Raw genomic sequence first — 18,520 nt, 5'->3', positions numbered from 1 at the left:
GCGCTGACGCCGGATCAGAGCAGCGGGGCGATCGGGCTGCGGTCGACCTCGCGCAGGAGGTGCGCGACGTCGTCACAGACGAAGGCCGCGCCCTCGTCCTGGAGTTCGGCCCGCGAGATACCGCCGCTGAGCACGCCGACCGTCGGTACGCCGACGGCGGCGCAGGCGCGCACATCCCAGACCGCGTCGCCGACGAAGACCGCCCGCCGCGCGGGAACACCGGCGCGCTCGAGGGCGACCCGCACGATGCTCGGATCCGGCTTGGCGGTGTCGACATCCTCGCCGCTGGTCACGGCGTAGAGCACGGACTCGCTGTCCAGGAGTTTGCGCAGGATCGACAGCTCGTCCGGTGCCGCGGAGCTGGCCAGCAGCACGCGCAATCCCTGGTCGTGCAGATCGGCCAGCACCTCGCGGGCGCCGGGCAGCAGCGTCAGCTCGTCGGCGCTTTCCCGGTAGAAGCGAGAGTGCAGCTCGTCGGCGTGCTCGGCGGCCTTGTCGTCCAGGTCGCCCGCCAAGGTCTGGATGAGCGTCGCGCCGTCCATGCCGATGGCGCGGTGGATGCGCCAAGTGGGGACGATGACGCCGGCCTCGCGGAAGGCCGAGTGCCAGGCCCGGGCGTGCAGATAGTTGGAATCGACCAGCGTGCCGTCGACGTCGAACAGAACCGCTGCGGGATCGGGCACTACAACCTCCTCGACTGGGTCGAACGCGATGTCTGCCTCGACCGTAGCGCGGAGATCAGTACCGGGTGTCGGAGAAGGTGAGGGCATCGACCAGGCGAGTGGCTTCCTGGCGGCGCGCGAGCAGCGCGTCGTAGCGATCACCCGCGACGATCGTGGTGCGCAACTCGAAATCGAGCGCCTCCAGCCGGGTGCGCAACTTGGTGGCCTCGGCGCGCGCGACGGGGCCGTCGAGCTCGCGCAGCAGGTCCACGAACGCGTTGAATCGTTGTTCCAGACTGGGCACCACGCGGCTCCTTCCATCGCTTCGGCGGCCCGCTGCACGAGGACAAAGGGCTCTCAGGGCGATCGTGCATCAGCGCCGATGCGCAATCACCTCCACCCGGGCGGCCGAAACCGCACCGGACAGAGGGCAATTACCAGCAGGACGCGGACCTCCGCGCCCTGCCACTTCAAGATATAGCCGACCCGGCCGCGCGCGGCAAGGCCCCGGGTGCGCACGCGAAATCGGCACTTTCGGCACTCTTACCTGTGACGATGCGTCCGGGATGGACGGATTTTGTCGTGGCCTGAATGCGACCCGAGCCTTTCATTCCGAAAGACCAGGACGCGCCAGCGTATGTACTGGACCGTGCGGTCTGCTTCTGGCACCGTGTCCGCTATGACCACCTTGGAGACGGCCCCACAGCTGATCTATATGGTCGAGATCACCCGCGCCGGCGAACTCCTCGAATGCTGGTGGCACATCGGCAATTCCGGCAGCCCCGCCCAGGTCGCCGCCGCGCTGGACGAACTCGCCCACCGCACCCAGCGCGATCTACCGGCCCCCGGCGCCGACGACGCCCAGGAGCGCTACTGGCTGCGCTACCTGGTCTGCTGGCCGGACGGCGTCATCCTGGACAGCTTCGAAGGCCACCGGACCCCCTACCTGATCCCGTCCGAGCTACGCGGGCTCGCCTGCACCGTCACCGCGGCGGCGCAGCCGAGCAACCACTGCCCCTGACCATCGACTCGACCGGTTCGCCGAAGAGCCGACCCGCAGCGTCGCGGACCGGCTCTTCACGGCGTTTCAGCGGCTCAGTGCCGCGCGCTCGGCGTGCGCCACACCGCAAGGGCCGCAAGGGCACTCAGCGCCGCGCCGAACCACAGGACCGCGGTCAGTGCGACATGGTCGGTCAGTAGCCCGCCGAACAACGCGCCCAGCGCGATAGCCAGGTTGAACATGGCGGTGTTGAGCGCGGTCGCGGCTTCGGTGGAACCCGGTGCGGCGCGCAGGATCCAGGTCTGCACACCGACCGGGATGCCGCCGAAGGCCAGACCCCAGGCGATGAGCAGCACGACCGCGACGATCGGGGTCCCGCCGGCGAGGGCGAACACGGCCAGCATCGTGGCGAGCAGCGCGCTGATCGCGAGAACCGTGGCGCGAATCTCGCGACCGGCGGCCGCACCGGTGACGAAGTTGCCGATGATGCCCGCGACACCGAAGGCCAGCAGGGCGGGGCCGATCAGCTGCTTGTCGATTCCGCTGTGCGACTGCAAGAGCGGGCTGACGAAGGTGAAGGCGGCGAAGTGGCCGCTCACCAGCAGGAACGTGACCAACACACCGGCCCGGACGACGGGATTGCGGAACTGTTCGCCCAGGGTGCGCAGCCGGACCGGTTCGGTGGCCGGCATCGTCGGCAACAGCAGCAGCAACGTGACCACGACCAGCAGGCCCAGGCCACCCAGCACGCCGAACGCGACCCGCCAGTCGGCGAGTTCGCCGATCAGTGTGCCCGCCGGGATACCGAGCACGTTCGCGGCCGTCGCGCCGCCGAAGGCGATCGCGGTGGCCCGCGGCACATAGCGTTCGGGCACCATGCGCACCGCGATTCCGGCCGCGAGCGCCCAGAAACCACCGATCGCGATCCCGACCAGGAAGCGCGCGGCGAGCAGGATCGCGAAGCTCGGCGCGAACGCCGACAGCAGGTTCGCCACCACCATCAACGTGATCAGCCCGAGCAGCACGATCCGGCGATCGAGCCGCCCGATCGCGACCGGCAGCAGCGGCGCGGTGGCGGAGGCGACCAGGCCGGGCACGGTCACCATCAGCCCGGCCATGCCGTCGGAGACGTGCAGCGAGTCCCCGACCGCGGACAGCACGCCCACGGGCAACTGCTCGGAGGTCACCACCGAGAACGTGCCCAGCGCGACGCCCGCCACGGCGAACCAGCGCCGCAGCGGCACCCGCTCCGTCGCGTCGGCGAGAGGTGGTGTGGCAACAGACATTTCCATGCTCCTAGCTGTGAATTTCCAGAGAAGTGCCGAGATCAGTAGAGGCCGCCGTCGACCCGGATGGTCTGCCCGGAAATCCAGGCGGCGGCAGCGCTGGTGAGCCACATGACCACCCGCGCGGTGTATTCCGGCTGCCCCAGGCGGCCGCGCAGATTCCGCGGCACGAAGGCCGCGGAATCCATACCGGGACAGAAGGAATCGGTGACCAGCCCGGGCGCGACGGCGTTGACGGTGATGTCGCGCGCCGCCAGTTCGTGCGCGCCCGCCAGCACCAGCCGTTCGACCGCGGCTTTGGCCGCCGAATACAACCCGAGCCCCGCGGGCATGCCGGTGGTCAGCGCGCTGGTCAGCGCCACATAGTGGCCGTGATCGGCGAGATGATGGGCGGCGGCGCGCAGCGTGTTGAAGGCGCTGCGGGTATTGCGGTCGATGAGATGGTCGAAATCGGCGTCGGTGTTGTCCGCCAGCGGTTTTCCCAGTGCCGCGCCCACGGTGTGCACCACGATGTCGAGCCGGCCGTGCCGGGCCACCACACCGCCGAACAGGGTGTCCACATCGGCGGATCGCGTCGCGTCCGAGCGGATCGCCTCCGCGCTCACCCGGTGCCGGTCCAAGGCCGACAAGGTCCGGGCCGCGGCATGCTCGCCCTGGGCGTAACTGATCACCGTGGTGGCGCCGCGCGCCGCGAACAGTTCGGCGCAGGCCGCGCCCTGATTGCGGCTGCCGCCGACCACCATCGCCACCTTGCCCTCGAGATCGCGGGTCGGGAGTGTGGAAGTCATGTGCGCGCAGCCCTTTCGGAGGTCGGTGGTCGGGTTCCAGCCTGCTGCGCGCCCGGCGCGGGCGGAAACAGAAGTTTCCGGTGCCTGCCACCGGCGATCTCGGTTCCCGCCGGTGGCCCCGGGTCCGATAACCTCGTGCGCGTGATCGACCTGGATATCCGCCAGTTGCAGTCGTTCCTGGTGGTGGCCCAGGAACTGAACATCACCCGCGCCTCGGCCCGGCTGCACCTGAGCCAGCAGACGCTGTCCACCCAGATCCAGCAGCTCGAACGGGCATTGGGCGTGACGCTGCTGGTCCGGACCTCCCGCGGGGTGCTGCTGACGCCGGCCGGTGACGAGCTCGGGCGCGGCGGCAGCGCGGTGATCTCCGATCTGGGCGCGCTCACCGACCGGGTGCGCGCCGCCGACCGCGGCCGGCTGGGCACGCTGCGGGTGGCGTGCTGCCCCTACGCCACCGCCCTGTTCGCGACCGAGGTCGCCGACGCGATGGAAGCCGCGGTGCCGGGGCTCGAAGTCGAACTGACCACCGTCCGGACCCCACCCGAGGAGCGCGACCTCCTGCTGACCGGCGCGGTCGACGCCGCGTTCATGTGGCTCCCGCTGGGCGACAACCGATTCCAGCACGCCGTCGTGCGCGGCGACCGGCGCGCCGTCGCCCTGCCCGCCGGCCACCGGCTGGCCGAGCAGGACGCCGTCACCCTCGCCGACCTGGCCGACGAGCCGGTCCTGCGACCGGATATCTATCTCTCCGAAGAGAATCTGTGCCACTGGCTCGCCGACCCGCGCCCGGACGGCACCGCCGCGCCACGCGGTCCGAGGCAGGCCACGATCGAGGATTGCCTGCTGGCGGTCGCCCGCGGCAAGGGCGTCTGGCTGGCCCCGGAACCGCTGAGCCGCTGGATCCCCGCGTCCACGGTCGAGTGGCGGCCGGTGAAGGACGCGGACGTTTCCGAACTCGCGCTGGTGTGGACCGGGCAGACCAGTCAGCCCTTGATCGCCCGAATGATCGCCGAGGTGCGCGCGGTGACCGGCTGGGCAGCGGAGACCGACTGAACCGCCGGGCGGGCGCGATGAGCTTGACATTGTCACAGTGAGAAGGTGTTCTCTGTCTGTCGGAGGTGGTACCCATCAACGCGACACCACAGCACACCCAACTGCTCGACGCGCTGGCCGCGGCGAGCTCCTCGATCCGGCTGAAAGCGGCCTTGGCGGCCGGCACGCATCCGGAGGACGGTTTCGTCGACGCCCTCGTCGCGCGCTGCGCGGTCGAGCCGGATTTCTTCGTGCGGGACATGCTCACCTGGGCGCTGACCCGGCACGCGGCCGAGCTGACGGTGCCGAAGCTGCGCGCCGAACTCGGCTCCGGCACCGCGCAGGCGCGCAGCCAGGCGCTGCACACGCTGTCCAAGATCGCGGACCCGGCGGCCTGGCCCTCGATCACCCCGTCGTTACTGCGGGACGCCGACGACGAGGTCGCGCGGAGTGCCTGGCGCACGGCCGTCGTGCTCGTACCCGACACGGAGAAACCGCGGCTGGCCGCCGAGCTGGCCACGCAATTCGGCCGCGGTGACCGGCAGCTGCGGCTGAGTCTGAGCCGGGCACTGGTCGCGCTCGGCACGGTGGTCGAGCCCGTCCTGGAGGCGGCGTCGACGCGCGCGGATCCGGAGGTTCGGGCGCACGCACGCGCCACGGCGGAACTCCTGCGCGACCCGGACGCCGGATTCCACCTCGACATCGACGAGGCGAAGCGCGTCGCGGCACTCGGTCCGGAGCGGGCCGCCACGTGCTGATCGGCGAGGTGGCGCACCGCTCGGGGGTGAGCGCGCGAATGCTGCGGCATTACGACGCCCTCGGGTTGGTGCGCCCGACCGGCCGCACCGTGGGCGGATACCGGGAGTACTCCCCCGAGGACATCCGCCGGATCCTCTACGTCGAGGGCCTGCGCACCCTGGGCTTGTCCCTGGCCCAAATCGCCGGCGCCCTGGATGATTCCGGCTTCACCCCGGCCACCCTGGTCGCCGACCTCATCCAGCGGACCGAGGACCGGCTACGCCGGGAACGAGAACTCCTCGAACGGCTCCGCACGGTCGACGCGGCCGAGCCCGGCAGCTGGCAGGACGTGCTGCGCATCGTCGAACTCCTGCGCGGGCTCGGTTCCCAGCACGCCACCCGGCGGCTACAGGCGGTGCTGGCCCCGACGGAAAACACCTCGGCCCCTACCGAATTGCTGGCCGAGGCGCTGCTCACCGAGTCCGATCCGAACGTCGCGGGAGCCCTGCGGTGGGCTATCGCACGGGCCGGCGGCGACGGCGTGGCGACCCTGGCGGCCGGGCTGACCGCGCCGGAGCCGGAGGTCCGGCGGCGTGCGGTGCTGGCGCTCGCGGAGTTGCCCGGCGAGGACGTGACCGCGGCTCTCACCGAGGCGATGCGGGACACCGACACCACTGTCCGCCGCCATGCCGCTCTCGCGCTGGGTGCGCGCGGCGTCACCGCGGCCGTGCCGGAACTCGTCGCGACCGTGGTCGAAGGACCGAACGATGTCGAGGCGGGCGAATTGCTGGGTGCGCTGGCCCAGGACGCGCGGTGGGCGGACCGGATCATGAGCTGGCTCGTCGAGGCGCTCGAAGCACCCGGAGCGGACGCCGCGGCCCGGATCCGGCTGACTCAGGCACTCGCCGAAATGCCGGGGACCACCGCGCTGGAGGTCCTGCGGCAGCTCGCCGGTGACGCCGACCCGGCCGTGGCGCTCATCGCGTCGGCGTTCGCGAACATGCTCAGCGAGCGCTGAATCTACGTCAAGCGCTGTACCGCAACGTCTTTCGGTGTGCTCACCGAGCTCCCGCCCGGCACGGATTCGGCAGCGCCGACAGCGTGGCCAGGTCACAGACGCCGCCGGTCAACGCTTGAAACGGCGTGACGACCAACAGCACCAGCAGGCCGATGACGTTGCCCTGCTGCAACAGCCATGCCCCCTACTGCGCCGCCGCCGATCCGGAATCCACTGCCGCCGAACCGATTCCCGCCGCGATCGGCGACGTCTCGATCGGTTCGGCCGTCGCTCCCGCCGCCGCGGCAACAAGGGTAGCGGCGGCGACCGAGGCCGCCGCGAGCCGGAAAGTGGTACGCATCATCGCGCTCCTAGGACTAGAATACTCATTAACTTATTCTGATTGTGTCTGATGAGTAACGAGCCCAAGTCATTTTCAGCAGAATCACCTACGAAGAACTACGCGCCACTTACCACGGACGGAACTCACCACCCGGGCTCCGGCGACGGATCCGCCACACCGACCGACTCGGCCGCACTCGGCGCCCGCCACCCCGGCGGCGGATCCTCACCGACGAGCCCGTCCACCGCCTCCCGCAGGAGGTCGGCATGTCCCGTATGCCGGCCGTACTCCTCGATCAGGTCGCACACGAGGCGGCGCGCGCTGACCGCACTGCCGATCCGCTCGGAAATATGCGCCCGCTGCTCGAGCCCGCCCCGCGCCAACGCCGAATCCAGAGTGGCCCTTGATCGTTCGACCGTGGCATCCCACAGCGCATACAACTGTTCCGGACTGTCCTCGGCGGCCGAGGTGAAATCCCACTCGGGCTCGGCGTCCCAATCCGCACCGTCCCACGGCGGCCCCAGCGGTGTCCCGTTGAGCTTCGTGCCGAAACACTCGTCCTCGACCCGCGCCAGATGCTTGAGCAACCCACCGAGCGTCAGCGCCGAAGCACCGACACGCACGCCCAGCCCAGCAACATCAAGCCCCCCGGCCTTCCACCGAAACGTCGCGCGCAACCGCTCCAGCGCGCCCACCAGATGCTCGACCTCGGTCCCCGCGAGCGGCGGTTCCCATGGACATTCCCTGTCGGCCATCCCCCGAGCCTATTCGCCGCCGAGAAGATCGCCTGCGCCGTAACCCGTTCGAACGGCCCCGGCCGGACCTACCGACCTCGGCCCGTGACGGGGCTCGTTTCCGCTACAGATACGCTCATGCCACGCCACCAGGTAGATCCGTCCTCGCGCAGCTACCGTTTCTCCGCGCGAATAGTGGGTAGCCAGGCGTTGTCTCAGATGTGCGGCGAGCGGAGGTGAATGTGGTGACGACTCCCGCATGGCAAGTCCCGGGCGGCGATGAACAGGCCCTGGAGTTCGATCTCGACGCCACGCCGGCCTGGGAGATCCGGGATGCCGTCCGTGCGCTGCTCGCGCCCGACACCAGCGTCGTCGTCGAGGACGCGATCCTCATCATCGACGAAATGGTCGCCAACGCCCGCGAGCACGGCAGCCCACCCTGGCGCTGCCGCCTCGGCCTGCACACGACCCCGGCCCGGCTGCGCGTCGAGGTAGACGACAGCAACCCCGCCGACCCGCACCTGCGCACCCCCGATACGACGGGCGGCCGCGGCATGATCCTGCTCGACCGCATCGCCACCTCCTGGGGCATCGCCCACTACGGCAGATTCAAGACGGTCTGGGCCGAACTCCCCCTCGACTACCCCCGCCTCCCCCCGATGGGCGCGGCTCCGAAGCACCCCGGCTCCTAGCCGATCAAGGCCTCCTCGACGGTGTGATAGAGCGCCAAAACCTTTTCCAGGCCGGTGATTTCGAGGGGACGGATCACCGGACGGTTGGCATCGACGACGATGCGCAGTGGTTCCCGGCGGTTCTCGGCTTCGCGGCTGGTCGCGGCGAGGGTTTCCAGGGCCGCGCCGCCCAGGAAGCGCACGTCGGTCAGATCGAGGATGCAGTATCCGGCGCGAGTGCGTTCCAGGCCGCCTCGCACGGCCGCCGCCAGCTGCGCTGCCGTGTCGGTGTCGACCTCGCCGCGGATCGCGACGACGGCGACCTCGCCGACCATGCGGATCTCGACCCACAGGGTCGGGCCCGGCAGCTCTTCATGCTCACTCATGGTCGGCAACTATAGAGGCCGCCACCGACGGGTCCGCGCCGATCCGAAACGATGCGTAAGCGACGCATGCGGCCGCGGGGCTACTACAGTCGAGACATGGGCATCGAACGTTCGAGCGTCGTTCCCGCACCGCTGCGGCAGGTATTCGACTGGTATGCCCGGCCGGGCGCCTTCACCCGGCTCTCACCGCCGTGGCAACCGCTGTCGCTGGTCGAGGAGGCGGACTCGCTGGCCGACGGCCGCGCCGTCCTGCGCCTGCCGGGTGGCCTGCGCTGGATCGCCCGGCACGACCGGCGGGCTTTCGATCCGCCGCACCGCTTCGCCGACGAACTGGCCCGCGACGGCCTGGCCTCGCTGCCCGCGGCGCTCGCGATGCGCTGGCGGCACACCCACGAATTCGAAGCGGTGGACGACGAGCACACGCGCGTCATCGACCGGGTGGACACGCCCGTGCCGGCCGCGATCCTGAACTCCACCTTCGACTATCGCTATCGGCAGCTCGCCGACGACCTGGCCGCGCACCAGGAGGCCGCCCGGCACGGCCTGGGGAGCTCGACCTTCGCGGTCACCGGCGCCTCGGGGCTGGTCGGTGACGCACTGAGCGCCTTCCTCAGCACCGGCGGCCATACCGTGCTGCGGCTGGTGCGCCACCGGCCGCGCACACCGCAAGAGCGGCAGTGGGATCCGGCCGATCCGGACCCGGGCCTGCTCGACGGCGTCGACGCGCTGATCCACCTGGCGGGCGCCTCGATCGCGGGCCGGTTCACCGAGCAGCACCGGCGCGATATCACCGACAGCAGGCTCGCCCCCACCCGCGCGCTGGCGGAGCTAGCCGCACGCACCGGCCTGCGCACTTTCGTCTGCGCCTCCGCGATCGGTTTCTACGGCTACGACCGCGGCGACGAAACACTCACCGAGGACAGCGCGCGCGGCGACGGCTTCCTCGCCGACGTCGTCGCCGCCTGGGAGGACGCCACCCGCCCCGCCGCCGAAGCCGGCACCCGCGTGGTGAATGTGCGCACCGGCATCGTGCAGTCCCCGCGCGGCGGCACCTTGCGCCTGCTGCGGCCGCTGTTCGCCACGGGGCTCGGCGGCCGCATCGGTGACGGCTTGCAGTGGCTGTCCTGGATCGGCATCGACGATCTGATCGACGTGTATCACCGTGCGCTGTGGGACGATTCACTGTCTGGCCCGGTCAACGCTGTCGCCCCGAATCCGGTGCGCAACACCGACTACACCCGGGTCTTGGCCGCCACCCTGCACCGCCCCGCGCTGCTGCCGGTCCCGGCCTTCGGGCCAGCGCTGTTGCTCGGCTCGCAGGGCGCACGCGAACTCGCCACCGCCAGCCAGCGCGTCTCCCCCACGCGACTCACCGCGGCCGGACACCGCTTCCGCACACCGGATCTGGACGCCGCGCTGGCCCACCTGCTCGGCCGGGCGAGCGCCGCCTCCGGTTCGCCGGCGTAGGGACACCGCCACCGGGTAGTCCTCACCGTGAACGAGAGACGCAGCGAGGTGAGTCCGTGCCCGTCGACGGCAAGGCACTGATGACAGCCCTGTCCCGGTTCGCCCAATTACTACCCACCGAGTACGACGTGGCGACCGCATTGGACGGGCTCGTGCAGAGCGTCACCGACGTGCTCGGCCTGACCGGGGCGGGGGTGACCATGGAATCCCAAGGGCGGCTGCGGTTCATGGTCGCCCACAACGAGCGGCTCGCCACCATCGAACGGAATCAGGAGATCACCCAGGAGGGCCCCTGCGTGCAGGCACACGCGACCGGGAACGTGGTCGCCGTGAACAGCCTGCGAACCCATGTCGAGCGGTGGCCGCGCTACACCGCGGTCGCCTTGCGCCAGCGGATCGAGGCGGTGGCCGCGATCCCGATGCACCTCAGCGACAGCAAGATCGGCACCATCGAGCTCTACAGCGAGCCCGCGCGCACCTGGTCCGCCCCGGATCTCGAGGTCGCCCGCGTGCTGGCGGATATGGCCACCGGCTACGTCATCAACGCCGACAAGCGTCACCAGCAGCAGCAATTGACCGAACAGCTGCAGCAGGCGCTGCGGTCGCGAATCGTGATCGAGCAGGCCAAGGGCATCATCGCCAACGACCGCGGCATCACCACCGACGCCGCCTTCGAGGTCATCCGGCGCTACTCCCGCGATCACCAGGCCCGGCTGTACGCGGTCGCGCACGCCGTGGTGGACGCGGGTTTGCGCCTGTGACGCCTCGGGTAATCCGATAGGGAGACTGGATCGAGCACCGCGTCCCGCAGTGCCCGATTCGTTTCCTGTTTCCGCCCTGGTCCTCGGTGGATGACGTATCGCGAGGTGGCGGGCCTTCCGATCAACCCCCTCACTTCGTGATGCCGGAAACACGAGAGTGAAGGAGTTTCGCCATGATCCGCAAAAAAGACCTCGAAGGCATCGCGGTGTTCAAGGCGGCGGCCTGCGGACCCGACGGCGCCTGCGTCGGATTCGGCACCCTGCCCGACGGATCGATCGCGGTGTTCAACACCACCGACGACGACCACGGCCCGGTCGTGGTGTTCACACCCGCGGAATGGAACGCCTTCCTGCTCGGCGCGCGCACCTCGAACTTCATTCCCGCGTAATCACGAGCCGCGAAGGAGAATTCACGCGCTGACCGGCGCGAGCCCCCGCTTCACCCGGGCGAAATTGCCCGGTGACAAACCGTGCCAGGTGCGGAAGGCCGAGGTGAAGGCGGACACACTGGAGTAGCCGAGGCGGTCGGCCACGTTCTCCACCGTCAGCCCGGCACCGAGTAATTCCTCGGCCAGCAGGCCGAGGGTCTCGTTGCTGAGTTCTCGGAACGAGGTGCCCTCGTCGGCGAGGCGCCGGCGCAGCGTGCGCACACTGAGATTCAACGCGACCGCGATCCGCGACTGGTCGGCCATGCCGCCCTCGCGGACCAGCAGCTGGCGCACCTGCTTGCTGATGCCGACCCGGCTGCGCCTGCGCTGCACCAGTTCCGCGCACTGCTGCTCGTACATGCGCGCGCTCGCCACATTGGCCTGCGGCAACGGCAACTGCAGCACGCTGGTCCGCACGACCAGCGCCGTCTGCGGTGCGTTGAACCTGATGTTCTCGACGCCCAGGACGGCGCCGAACATCTCGTAGACGGGATGCGCGTCGAACTGCACCTCCACCCGCTCCACCGGAATCCGGGTGGCCAGCAGATCCTGCTGGATCGTGGAGATCGCCGCCAGATCCCGCTCTAGCGCGAAGCGCCGGATCTCCGGCGGCAGAGCCTGATCGTCGCGGCTGATCCGGACCTCGCTGCCCTCGTCGTGCAGGGTGTGCGCGGCGGCGGTGAAGGACAGATCCGCGTAGCGCAGGCCGATTTCCAAGGCGTGGCGCAGGCTCGGGCTGGTCAGCAAGGCGAACCCGAGCACGCCGAGACTCGGTGGATGGCAGAGCAACCCGGCCAGGAATCCCAGGCCGGGTTCGTCGTCGAGACCGGCGACGATGTTGCGCAGCACCGCCAGTTCCTGGCCCAGCATCACTTCACCCGCGGGTTCGTTCAGCTGTGACTCGGAGACGTCGGTGCCGCGCAGCACCGCGGCCGTGCTCAGGCCACGCCCGACGGCGTACTCCACCAGCAGGGCGACACTGGTAACGGGACGCAGACTTACCAGTTCATCCGCCACACGGCTCCTCGCAAAACGGTTGGCTCGGTACTACGGCCGGCTCCCCACGCCAGCCGGTCAATTCTAGACCGAGAGCCCGGATGACTTGCCGTTTCAGCGAATTGGACGCCCGTTCGACTATGTTCCCGCGGTGTCGAGCAGGAGTTTCGCCGCGACCGTCGCCCCATCGGTACCGATCATGGCCGCCACGGCCGTGGCGCGTGGCGCGGTGGCCAGCGCGGCGCCGAGCGCGGCCGACAGCGAATCGACGGTCGGGGCCGGGCCGTCGTGTGCCACACCGATACCCAGCTCGGCCACGCGGGCCGCCCAGAACGGCTGGTCCGCGATCTGGGGCACCACCACCTGGGGCGCGCCCGCCCGCGCGGCCGTCGTCGTCGTGCCCGCACCGCCGTGGTGCACGACGGCCGCGACCCGGGCGAACAACGCCTGCTGGTTGACCTCGCCGACCACGAAGCAGTCGGCGGCCTCGTCGACCGCGGTCAGCCCGGCCCAGCCGCGGGCCAAGACCACACGATGGCCTTGCGCACGCACCGCGGCGATGGCGACCTGGGCGATGTCCTTCGGGAGATAGGACGCGATGCTGCCGAATCCGATGTACACCGGCGGCTTTCCGGCGTACAGGAAGGTTTCCAGCTCGTCCGGGAGCGGGCGGTCGTCGGGCAGGATCCACGCCCCGGTCTGGATCAGATCGAAATCGGTCAGTCCTTCGGCCGGGCACAGCGTCGGATCCGCGGCCAACCAGGGCTGCTCGGTGAACACGTAGTCGCGGACGTTGTCGATCGGCGGCAATCCCAGCGCGGCCCGATGGGTGTTGAGCGGGCCGCCGTAGAGGGCGTTGACCCGCTCGGCGTCCTGCTTCCACAGCGCGCGATTGTCGGTCTCGGCCCCCGGCGACTGCTTGCCCGGCCGCGCGCCGGGACCGAAATACGGCGACGGCAGACCGTAGAGCTGGTAGGACGCGTAGACGTAGCGAATACCCAACTGCTCGGCCACATCTCGCGCACCGGCGGGCATCAGCCCGGTCGCCACGATCGCGTCACACCCTTCGGCCGCTGCCGTCAGCTTCTCGAACCGGGCGGCGACCAACTCCGCGGCGAACCGGAACGCGTCCTCCATGGTCGGTGGCTTCGTCCCCGCGACCACCGAGCGCACCGTCGGCCCGAGCGGCACCAGCGGCACCCCGACGCGCGCGAGCAGCGCCGCGAAGTCCTCGTCCGGCGGCGCGCACACGCGCACCTCCGCACCGAGTCCCCGCAACGCCGCCGCGAGCGCCGCCACCGGCTCGACATCGCCCCGCGACCCCACCGTCGTCAACAACACACGCACTTCGTGACCCTCGTTTCTGCAGGTAGTGGCTTTGGCTCGACGATTCTGCGCCACTACCCGGGTCTTGCCGCAAGCCCCCCGGTGCGCTATACGTTGAAGAGGGGAGGAATTACGACCGCACCTGATAGGTGAGCATCGCGAACTGACCGAACTGCTTCAGCTCGGTCAACCGCAGCCGCGAAGCCGGAATTCGGCGCGGCAGCAACTGCGCGCCACTGCCCAGCGTCACCGGCGCCACCGACGCGATGATCTCGTCCAGCAACCCGGCGTCGTCGAACTGCCCGACGAGTTCACCGCCGCCCATCAGCCAGATGTTCTTCGCCCCCGCGGCCTCGGCCATCTCCTTGTGCACCGAGGCCACCTCCCCGGAGACGAACCGCAGATTCGCGCCCGGGATCGCCGGGAGGTCGCGATGGGTGAATACCCAGCACGGCAGATCGCCGTACCATTTCGCCCACGACTCCGCCCCGTCGTTCGCTCGCACCCATTCATAGGTGGTCGCGCCCATGCACAGCGCGCCGACCTGCGCTACGAATCCGGAAGTCTCGCCTTCGGTCTGCCCGTCGTCCTCCACCTCGAACAACCAATCCAGCGAATTGTTCTGATCCGCCAGGAAGCCGTCGAGACTGGTCGCTGTGTAGTACTGAGTCGCCATAACCGCAATCCTGCCGCACAACCTTGACATCTACTGTCAAGGTTTCCGAGCGAGAGAATTCGTGTTGTCGGGGCGGCTCGGTAGGGTCGATCTCGATCGCGAGTGGGTGAAGGGGTTGTGCTGAATGGTTGAGGTGGCGGTCCGGATTCCGGGGTACGCGCACGGATATCCGGAGGTCGCGTTCGGCGGATATGTGGCCGGGCTGCTGGCCGCGCATTCCGCGGATCCGACCGAGTTGCGAGTCGATTTCCGGGCGCCGGTGCCGATCGAGACCCCGCTCACGGTGCGCGCCACCGACTCCGGAGATCGGGTGCTGACCACCGCCGAGGGCTTGCTGCTCGCGGAGACGGCGAAAGCGACGGTGACCATCACCCCGCCGCCGGTGCCGTCGTGGGCCCAGGCGCAGGCCGCCAGTGCGGCCGCGGCGACCACCGCCGACCGCCCGAGCACGGACTGTTTCGGCTGCGGGGCCGAGTGCGCACCGGGTCGCGGGATGCGATTGTTCACCACGAAGGTGCCGGGCCAGGAACTCATCGCGGGCGCCTGGACGCCCGACCCGCTGCTCGGTGGCGCCGACGGTACCCTCGGCCCCGAGCACGTCTGGTCGCTGCTGGACTGCCCCGGCGGCTGGGCCGCCATCACCATGCTCGGCATGCGGCCCGGCGCCGTCACCGCCGCACTCACCGCGACCCAGCTGCAACCGATTTCCGTTGGCGCGGACTACATTTCGTACGCCTGGGCGGATCGCCAGGATGGGCGCAAGTTCACCGTCGGCGTCGCGCTGGCCACCCCGGACGGCGAGCTGTGCGCGCTGTCCGAGGCGCTGTGGATCGGGCCGCGCGCGAGCTGAGATCCGCTCAGAACACGAACTGGGAGACCACACCCGCGAGGATGCCGCCCAGGGCGGGGCCGAGCACCGGCACCCAGGCGTAGCTCCAATCGCTGGAGCCGGCCGGCTGGGCCGCGCCCGGATCTGCCTCGGGATGCGCGCCGACCCGGACCGGGGTGCGCGCGGTGCGGCCGATGGGCAGGACGGCATGAGCCAGGCGCGGGCCGAGGTCGCGGGCGGGGTTGATGGCGTAGCCGGTCGGCCCGCCCAGCGAGGCGCCGATGCCGACGACCAGCAGCGCGACCGCGAGCGGCCCCAGCCCCGAGGGCGTGTGCCCGAACGAGAGCACCACCAGCACCAGCACGAAGGTCGCGATGACCTCGGTGAGCAGATTCCAGCGATAGTCGCGGATTTCGGGACCGGTGGCGAACACCGCGAGTTTCTTCGCGGCGTCGGGTTCGGCGTCGAAATGCTTCTTGTAGGCGAGATAGGCCAGGCAGGCGCCCACGAACGCGCCACAGAGCTGCGCGGCGATATAAACGACGGTGCTTTCCACACTTACCGTCACGCCCGGCGCGTAGACATCGGCGCCACTGGTCAAAATGCCCAGGGTGACCGCCGGATTCAGATGCGCGCCGGTTTTGAATGCCAGATAGACACCCGCCATGACACCGAGGCCCCAGCCGAAGTTGATCATCAACCAGCCGCCGTCGAAGCCTTTCGACTTCACCAGCAATGCATTGGCAACAACACCCGCGCCGAGGAGAACCAGGACGCCCGTACCGATCGCTTCACCGACAAATACCGCTCCGAGCTCCACCGCGCCTCCGTTTCGCCCACCCCTCCGACTGACTCAGCGGTTCGACAGTAACCTCAAACGATCTTCAGCTACTGCTCAGCAGGCGCGTGGCGGCGGGAAATTCAGGAGTTCTCGGTAAATCGGTACCAATCGCCGTCGAAGGTCTCGTACCCGATGCCCGGACCCTGCGGCCGGCCCAGGACCGGTGGCGGGTTGTCGGGGAAGTAGGCGAAGCCGGAACGATCCAGATCCGCCCCGTCGGTATAGAACAGGCAGCCGCCATCGCGGCGTTCCACAAAGCGGATCAGGTAGACGCCCAACCGGGTCCGCTCCCCCGGACCCACGCACTCGACCGCCTGGTCCTGCAGAATCCCGCGGCTGACCTCCCACCCGGCCCGTTCCGGAATCGCGTACCAGACCAGCGCGGCCAGCGCGCCGATGAACAGCGGTGCGGCCAGGCACAATTGGATCGCGTGGTAGCGCACCAGACCGATCAGCCCGAGCACCGAGGCGGTCAGGCCGAACCCCACCAGCGCCGCCCACAGCAGCGCCTTGGCAACGAAACCGCCCTGCGAGGCCAGCGACCAGCACAGCGCCAGGCACAATACGGCGACGATCACGGTGAGCGTGCCCTGGGTGAAGACGAACCATCGCGGCGGCCGGACCCGCTCGCCACCAATGCTCATGGGCACAACATACGTCGGCAACCGCGAGTCCGCATGAGAAAACCCCCCGTCCGATGCCCTCGAAGGAGGGACAGACCAGGGGGTTTCGCCGAGAGTTGGCTAGCGTGGCATCACAGCGGAGGGAATCCCGCGGAGCCGGTGGCCAGCCAATTCCAGAATGCCGCAGCGCGGTTGGTGATCAAAGCGACAATGTCGAGCGCGGTGCTTCCCATGTTTTCCTAACCTCGAGCGATCTCTCTATGCAGCGACCAGGGTAACGGATCGTATTTGCCGCTGCTCAACCACAGAAAACCACTCGGCGCGCGAATTCGGAAGCCCTCGAAAGCCGCTGCGCGGCGCGATATCTCGCCACCCTGGTTACACCCCGGCATGTACACGTCCAATCAGGTTAGGCTAACTTCTCTTACGTGTGATCGGCGTTACCCCCGCCGAATACGCATGCTGATGACAACACTGCCTCGGGCATACCCCGAGAGAAGTCAGGTAGAGATGAGAACTACTCCGAGCACCGGATCCACCGTGCTCAAGCGATCTTTCGGCATTGTGGGCACGACGGTCGCGGCCGTCGGACTGTTCGCGCCGGGCGCCGCGCACGCCGATGTCTTCGTACCGCTGCCGGACGGCCACAAGACCGCGCCGGGCGCGATCATCACCCGCACCGGCGAGAGCGCCCTGGTGTCGCCGTCCCTGGCCGCGAACGGCGCCGGTCGCGTCGTGTGGGTGTCGGGCCTGGTCGTCGCCGAGGTCACCGAGACGCCGGAGGGCAAGGTCGGTCCGGACTCCGGGCCCTCGAACGACCCGGGCAGCAACAACTCCGCCACCTTCGGCGCCTCCCAGCTCAACACCGGCTACATCATCGGCTGCCAGGTCAGCATCGGTGACGACGCGATCTCGGCGGGCGGCTCCGTCGGCGCCACCCTCAAGTCGGCCAAGGTGAGTGGCTCGATCGGGGTCCGGCTCAGCCCCGGTGAGGTGCGCTGGGTGCAGCTCGAGCGCGCCGACATCGTCAAGCCCGGAACGTATTCCGTGGACTACACCGACGTCGAGATGTCGATCGAAGGGTGCGCCGGTTACGCGCAGGCCCGGGCGTACACGAACCTCGAGATCATCGGCGAGAGCCACTGGAAGACGACGCTCTACGGGCAGCCGTTCAGCATCGGCTGATCCGGCATCGACCGCAGCACCTCAATCCGCACCGAACCCTCGAAGGGTTATAGCTACATGTTCAACCGCAGAAATAGCGCGGCCGTCTCCGGGCTGGCCGCCGCAGCAACCGCTATCGGCCTGCTGTCCACCGGGGCCGCCAGCGCCGACACCTTCATTCCGCTGCCGGGCGGCGAACTCACCCGCGAGCTGCCCAACGGCATGTCGATCACCGTGCGGCTGGTCGGCGAGTCGGCGGTCATCAACCCGTCGCTGGGCAGCACGCCGCTGCATCGCAACACCTGGGTTTCCGGGACCGCGCAGGTGGAACTCACCGGCGGCGACCGGTCCTCGGTCGGCGCGAAGATCGCACCGGGCTACATCGTGGGCTGCCAGGTCGACATCGGCGGCGGCCGGGTCAACGGCACGGCCCGGGGCACCACGGACGGCGAGAACGCCTCCGCGTCCTCGACCGCCGGCGGCCGGCTCACCCTGGGCCCCGGGCAGACCGGCCGGCACATGATCCTGGATCTGGAAGCCCCCGACGACTACGGCGACGAAGAGCACAGCCGCGCCAATTCGTTCCGCGGGCCCACCGGCAGCGTCAACTGGGCCGATACCACCCTGGCTCTCGACGGGTGCGCGGGCTACGCCCAGGCGCGCGCCTTCGTGATCGTGAAAGTCCGTGGCGCGCACGGCGTTTCCGTCGTTACCCTGTGGGGACAGCCCTTCAGCCTCGGCTGAGCACCACGGTCGGGCTCGGTGATCACAG

General features: G+C 69.4%; 24 protein-coding genes. 11 read left to right on the top strand and 13 right to left on the bottom strand.

Going from position 1 to position 18,520, the window contains the following annotated elements:
* Positions 1-14 precede the first annotated feature (14 nt).
* Together AB0H76_RS16725 and AB0H76_RS16720 are read right to left on the bottom strand one after the other, a co-directional pair.
* Positions 15-683: an HAD family hydrolase gene (locus AB0H76_RS16725; RefSeq protein ID WP_357323900.1), complete on the bottom strand. Its 669-nt coding sequence runs from the start codon at positions 681-683 to the stop codon at positions 15-17.
* 55 nt (positions 684-738) lie between these two features.
* Positions 739-966, bottom strand: coding sequence for a hypothetical protein (locus AB0H76_RS16720; RefSeq protein WP_357323897.1), 228 nt, complete (start codon positions 964-966; stop codon positions 739-741).
* Between the two features lie 375 nt (positions 967-1,341).
* On the opposite strand from AB0H76_RS16720, the gene AB0H76_RS16715 reads away from it, so the two are divergent.
* Positions 1,342-1,683 carry a hypothetical protein gene (locus AB0H76_RS16715; protein ID WP_357323895.1) on the top strand — a complete coding sequence of 114 codons (342 nt, stop codon included), beginning with the start codon at positions 1,342-1,344 and terminating at the stop codon, positions 1,681-1,683.
* Positions 1,684-1,757: 74 nt separating this feature from the next.
* Here the strand turns inward: AB0H76_RS16715 and AB0H76_RS16710 are convergent, their stop codons facing one another.
* Both AB0H76_RS16710 and AB0H76_RS16705 read right to left on the bottom strand, forming a co-directional pair.
* Positions 1,758-2,948 (bottom strand): MFS transporter, encoded by a 1,191-nt coding sequence (locus AB0H76_RS16710; RefSeq protein WP_357323892.1) that lies wholly within the window; start codon positions 2,946-2,948, stop codon positions 1,758-1,760.
* 41 nt (positions 2,949-2,989) lie between these two features.
* On the bottom strand, positions 2,990-3,736 hold the full coding sequence (locus AB0H76_RS16705) for an SDR family oxidoreductase (protein WP_357323890.1): 747 nt from the start codon (positions 3,734-3,736) through the stop codon (positions 2,990-2,992).
* Between the two features lie 141 nt (positions 3,737-3,877).
* On the opposite strand from AB0H76_RS16705, the gene AB0H76_RS16700 reads away from it, so the two are divergent.
* The 3 genes from AB0H76_RS16700 to AB0H76_RS16690 all read left to right on the top strand — a co-directional run bounded on the left by AB0H76_RS16700 (position 3,878) and on the right by AB0H76_RS16690 (position 6,524).
* Entirely contained in the window at positions 3,878-4,789 is a 912-nt protein-coding gene (locus AB0H76_RS16700; RefSeq protein ID WP_357323887.1) for a LysR family transcriptional regulator, read from the top strand.
* A gap of 74 nt (positions 4,790-4,863) precedes the next feature.
* A complete protein-coding gene (locus tag AB0H76_RS16695) occupies positions 4,864-5,526 on the top strand; it encodes a HEAT repeat domain-containing protein (RefSeq protein WP_357326212.1) in 663 nt (220 codons plus the stop codon).
* Positions 5,520-6,524: a HEAT repeat domain-containing protein gene (locus AB0H76_RS16690; RefSeq protein WP_357323884.1), complete on the top strand. Its 1,005-nt coding sequence runs from the start codon at positions 5,520-5,522 to the stop codon at positions 6,522-6,524. The genes AB0H76_RS16695 and AB0H76_RS16690 overlap by 7 nt, the downstream gene beginning before the upstream one ends.
* 40 nt (positions 6,525-6,564) lie before the next feature.
* Here the strand turns inward: AB0H76_RS16690 and AB0H76_RS16685 are convergent, their stop codons facing one another.
* The 3 genes from AB0H76_RS16685 to AB0H76_RS16675 all read right to left on the bottom strand — a co-directional run bounded on the left by AB0H76_RS16685 (position 6,565) and on the right by AB0H76_RS16675 (position 7,601).
* Positions 6,565-6,696, bottom strand: a complete 132-nt coding sequence (locus AB0H76_RS16685; protein ID WP_357323882.1) for a hypothetical protein — start codon at positions 6,694-6,696, stop codon at positions 6,565-6,567.
* A gap of 12 nt (positions 6,697-6,708) precedes the next feature.
* Positions 6,709-6,864 carry a hypothetical protein gene (locus AB0H76_RS16680; RefSeq protein ID WP_357323879.1) on the bottom strand — a complete coding sequence of 52 codons (156 nt, stop codon included), beginning with the start codon at positions 6,862-6,864 and terminating at the stop codon, positions 6,709-6,711.
* Positions 6,865-6,989: 125 nt separating this feature from the next.
* The gene (locus AB0H76_RS16675; RefSeq protein WP_357323877.1) at positions 6,990-7,601 is read right to left on the bottom strand and encodes a DUF664 domain-containing protein; all 612 of its coding nucleotides are present in this window, start codon (positions 7,599-7,601) and stop codon (positions 6,990-6,992) included.
* 224 nt (positions 7,602-7,825) lie between these two features.
* On the opposite strand from AB0H76_RS16675, the gene AB0H76_RS16670 reads away from it, so the two are divergent.
* Positions 7,826-8,272 (top strand): ATP-binding protein, encoded by a 447-nt coding sequence (locus AB0H76_RS16670; RefSeq protein WP_357323874.1) that lies wholly within the window; start codon positions 7,826-7,828, stop codon positions 8,270-8,272.
* Here the strand turns inward: AB0H76_RS16670 and AB0H76_RS16665 are convergent.
* On the bottom strand, positions 8,269-8,637 hold the full coding sequence (locus tag AB0H76_RS16665) for an anti-sigma factor antagonist (RefSeq protein ID WP_357323872.1): 369 nt from the start codon (positions 8,635-8,637) through the stop codon (positions 8,269-8,271). The two genes, AB0H76_RS16670 and AB0H76_RS16665, sit on opposite strands and share 4 nt — an antisense overlap.
* Before the next feature lie 96 nt (positions 8,638-8,733).
* Between AB0H76_RS16665 and AB0H76_RS16660 the strand changes: the two genes are divergently transcribed.
* The 3 genes from AB0H76_RS16660 to AB0H76_RS16650 all read left to right on the top strand — a co-directional run bounded on the left by AB0H76_RS16660 (position 8,734) and on the right by AB0H76_RS16650 (position 11,254).
* A complete protein-coding gene (locus AB0H76_RS16660; protein WP_357323869.1) occupies positions 8,734-10,104 on the top strand; it encodes a TIGR01777 family oxidoreductase in 1,371 nt (456 codons plus the stop codon).
* Positions 10,105-10,160: 56 nt separating this feature from the next.
* On the top strand, positions 10,161-10,865 hold the full coding sequence (locus tag AB0H76_RS16655; protein WP_357323867.1) for a GAF and ANTAR domain-containing protein: 705 nt from the start codon (positions 10,161-10,163) through the stop codon (positions 10,863-10,865).
* A 173-nt stretch (positions 10,866-11,038) separates the two neighbouring features.
* Positions 11,039-11,254: a DUF397 domain-containing protein gene (locus AB0H76_RS16650; RefSeq protein ID WP_357323864.1), complete on the top strand. Its 216-nt coding sequence runs from the start codon at positions 11,039-11,041 to the stop codon at positions 11,252-11,254.
* Positions 11,255-11,275: 21 nt separating this feature from the next.
* Here AB0H76_RS16650 and AB0H76_RS16645 read toward each other — a convergent pair whose 3' ends face one another.
* The 3 genes from AB0H76_RS16645 to AB0H76_RS16635 form a co-directional block, all read right to left on the bottom strand.
* Positions 11,276-12,310, bottom strand: a complete 1,035-nt coding sequence (locus AB0H76_RS16645; RefSeq protein WP_357323862.1) for an AraC family transcriptional regulator — start codon at positions 12,308-12,310, stop codon at positions 11,276-11,278.
* A 117-nt stretch (positions 12,311-12,427) separates the two neighbouring features.
* Positions 12,428-13,636 (bottom strand): glycosyltransferase, encoded by a 1,209-nt coding sequence (locus tag AB0H76_RS16640; RefSeq protein WP_357323859.1) that lies wholly within the window; start codon positions 13,634-13,636, stop codon positions 12,428-12,430.
* Positions 13,637-13,745: 109 nt separating this feature from the next.
* Positions 13,746-14,291, bottom strand: a complete 546-nt coding sequence (locus AB0H76_RS16635) for a dihydrofolate reductase family protein (protein ID WP_357323856.1) — start codon at positions 14,289-14,291, stop codon at positions 13,746-13,748.
* A 124-nt stretch (positions 14,292-14,415) separates the two neighbouring features.
* On the opposite strand from AB0H76_RS16635, the gene AB0H76_RS16630 reads away from it, so the two are divergent.
* A complete protein-coding gene (locus AB0H76_RS16630) occupies positions 14,416-15,141 on the top strand; it encodes a hypothetical protein (RefSeq protein ID WP_357323853.1) in 726 nt (241 codons plus the stop codon).
* A gap of 7 nt (positions 15,142-15,148) precedes the next feature.
* On the opposite strand, the gene AB0H76_RS16625 is transcribed toward AB0H76_RS16630, so the two are convergent.
* Positions 15,149-15,940: an MIP/aquaporin family protein gene (locus tag AB0H76_RS16625; RefSeq protein WP_357323851.1), complete on the bottom strand. Its 792-nt coding sequence runs from the start codon at positions 15,938-15,940 to the stop codon at positions 15,149-15,151.
* Positions 15,941-16,041: 101 nt separating this feature from the next.
* Positions 16,042-16,605: a hypothetical protein gene (locus tag AB0H76_RS16620; RefSeq protein ID WP_357323848.1), complete on the bottom strand. Its 564-nt coding sequence runs from the start codon at positions 16,603-16,605 to the stop codon at positions 16,042-16,044.
* Positions 16,606-17,094: 489 nt separating this feature from the next.
* On the opposite strand from AB0H76_RS16620, the gene AB0H76_RS16615 reads away from it, so the two are divergent.
* Together AB0H76_RS16615 and AB0H76_RS16610 are read left to right on the top strand one after the other, a co-directional pair.
* Entirely contained in the window at positions 17,095-17,769 is a 675-nt protein-coding gene (locus tag AB0H76_RS16615) for an MspA family porin (protein ID WP_357323846.1), read from the top strand.
* 57 nt (positions 17,770-17,826) lie between these two features.
* Positions 17,827-18,492 carry an MspA family porin gene (locus tag AB0H76_RS16610; RefSeq protein WP_357323843.1) on the top strand — a complete coding sequence of 222 codons (666 nt, stop codon included), beginning with the start codon at positions 17,827-17,829 and terminating at the stop codon, positions 18,490-18,492.
* Positions 18,493-18,520 lie beyond the last annotated feature (28 nt).

Source organism: Nocardia sp. NPDC050712 (genome assembly GCF_040654295.1).
GTDB lineage: Bacteria > Actinomycetota > Actinomycetes > Mycobacteriales > Mycobacteriaceae > Nocardia.
Note: the sequence above shows the minus strand (reverse complement) of the source record. Positions and strands in the feature narration are given on the sequence as shown.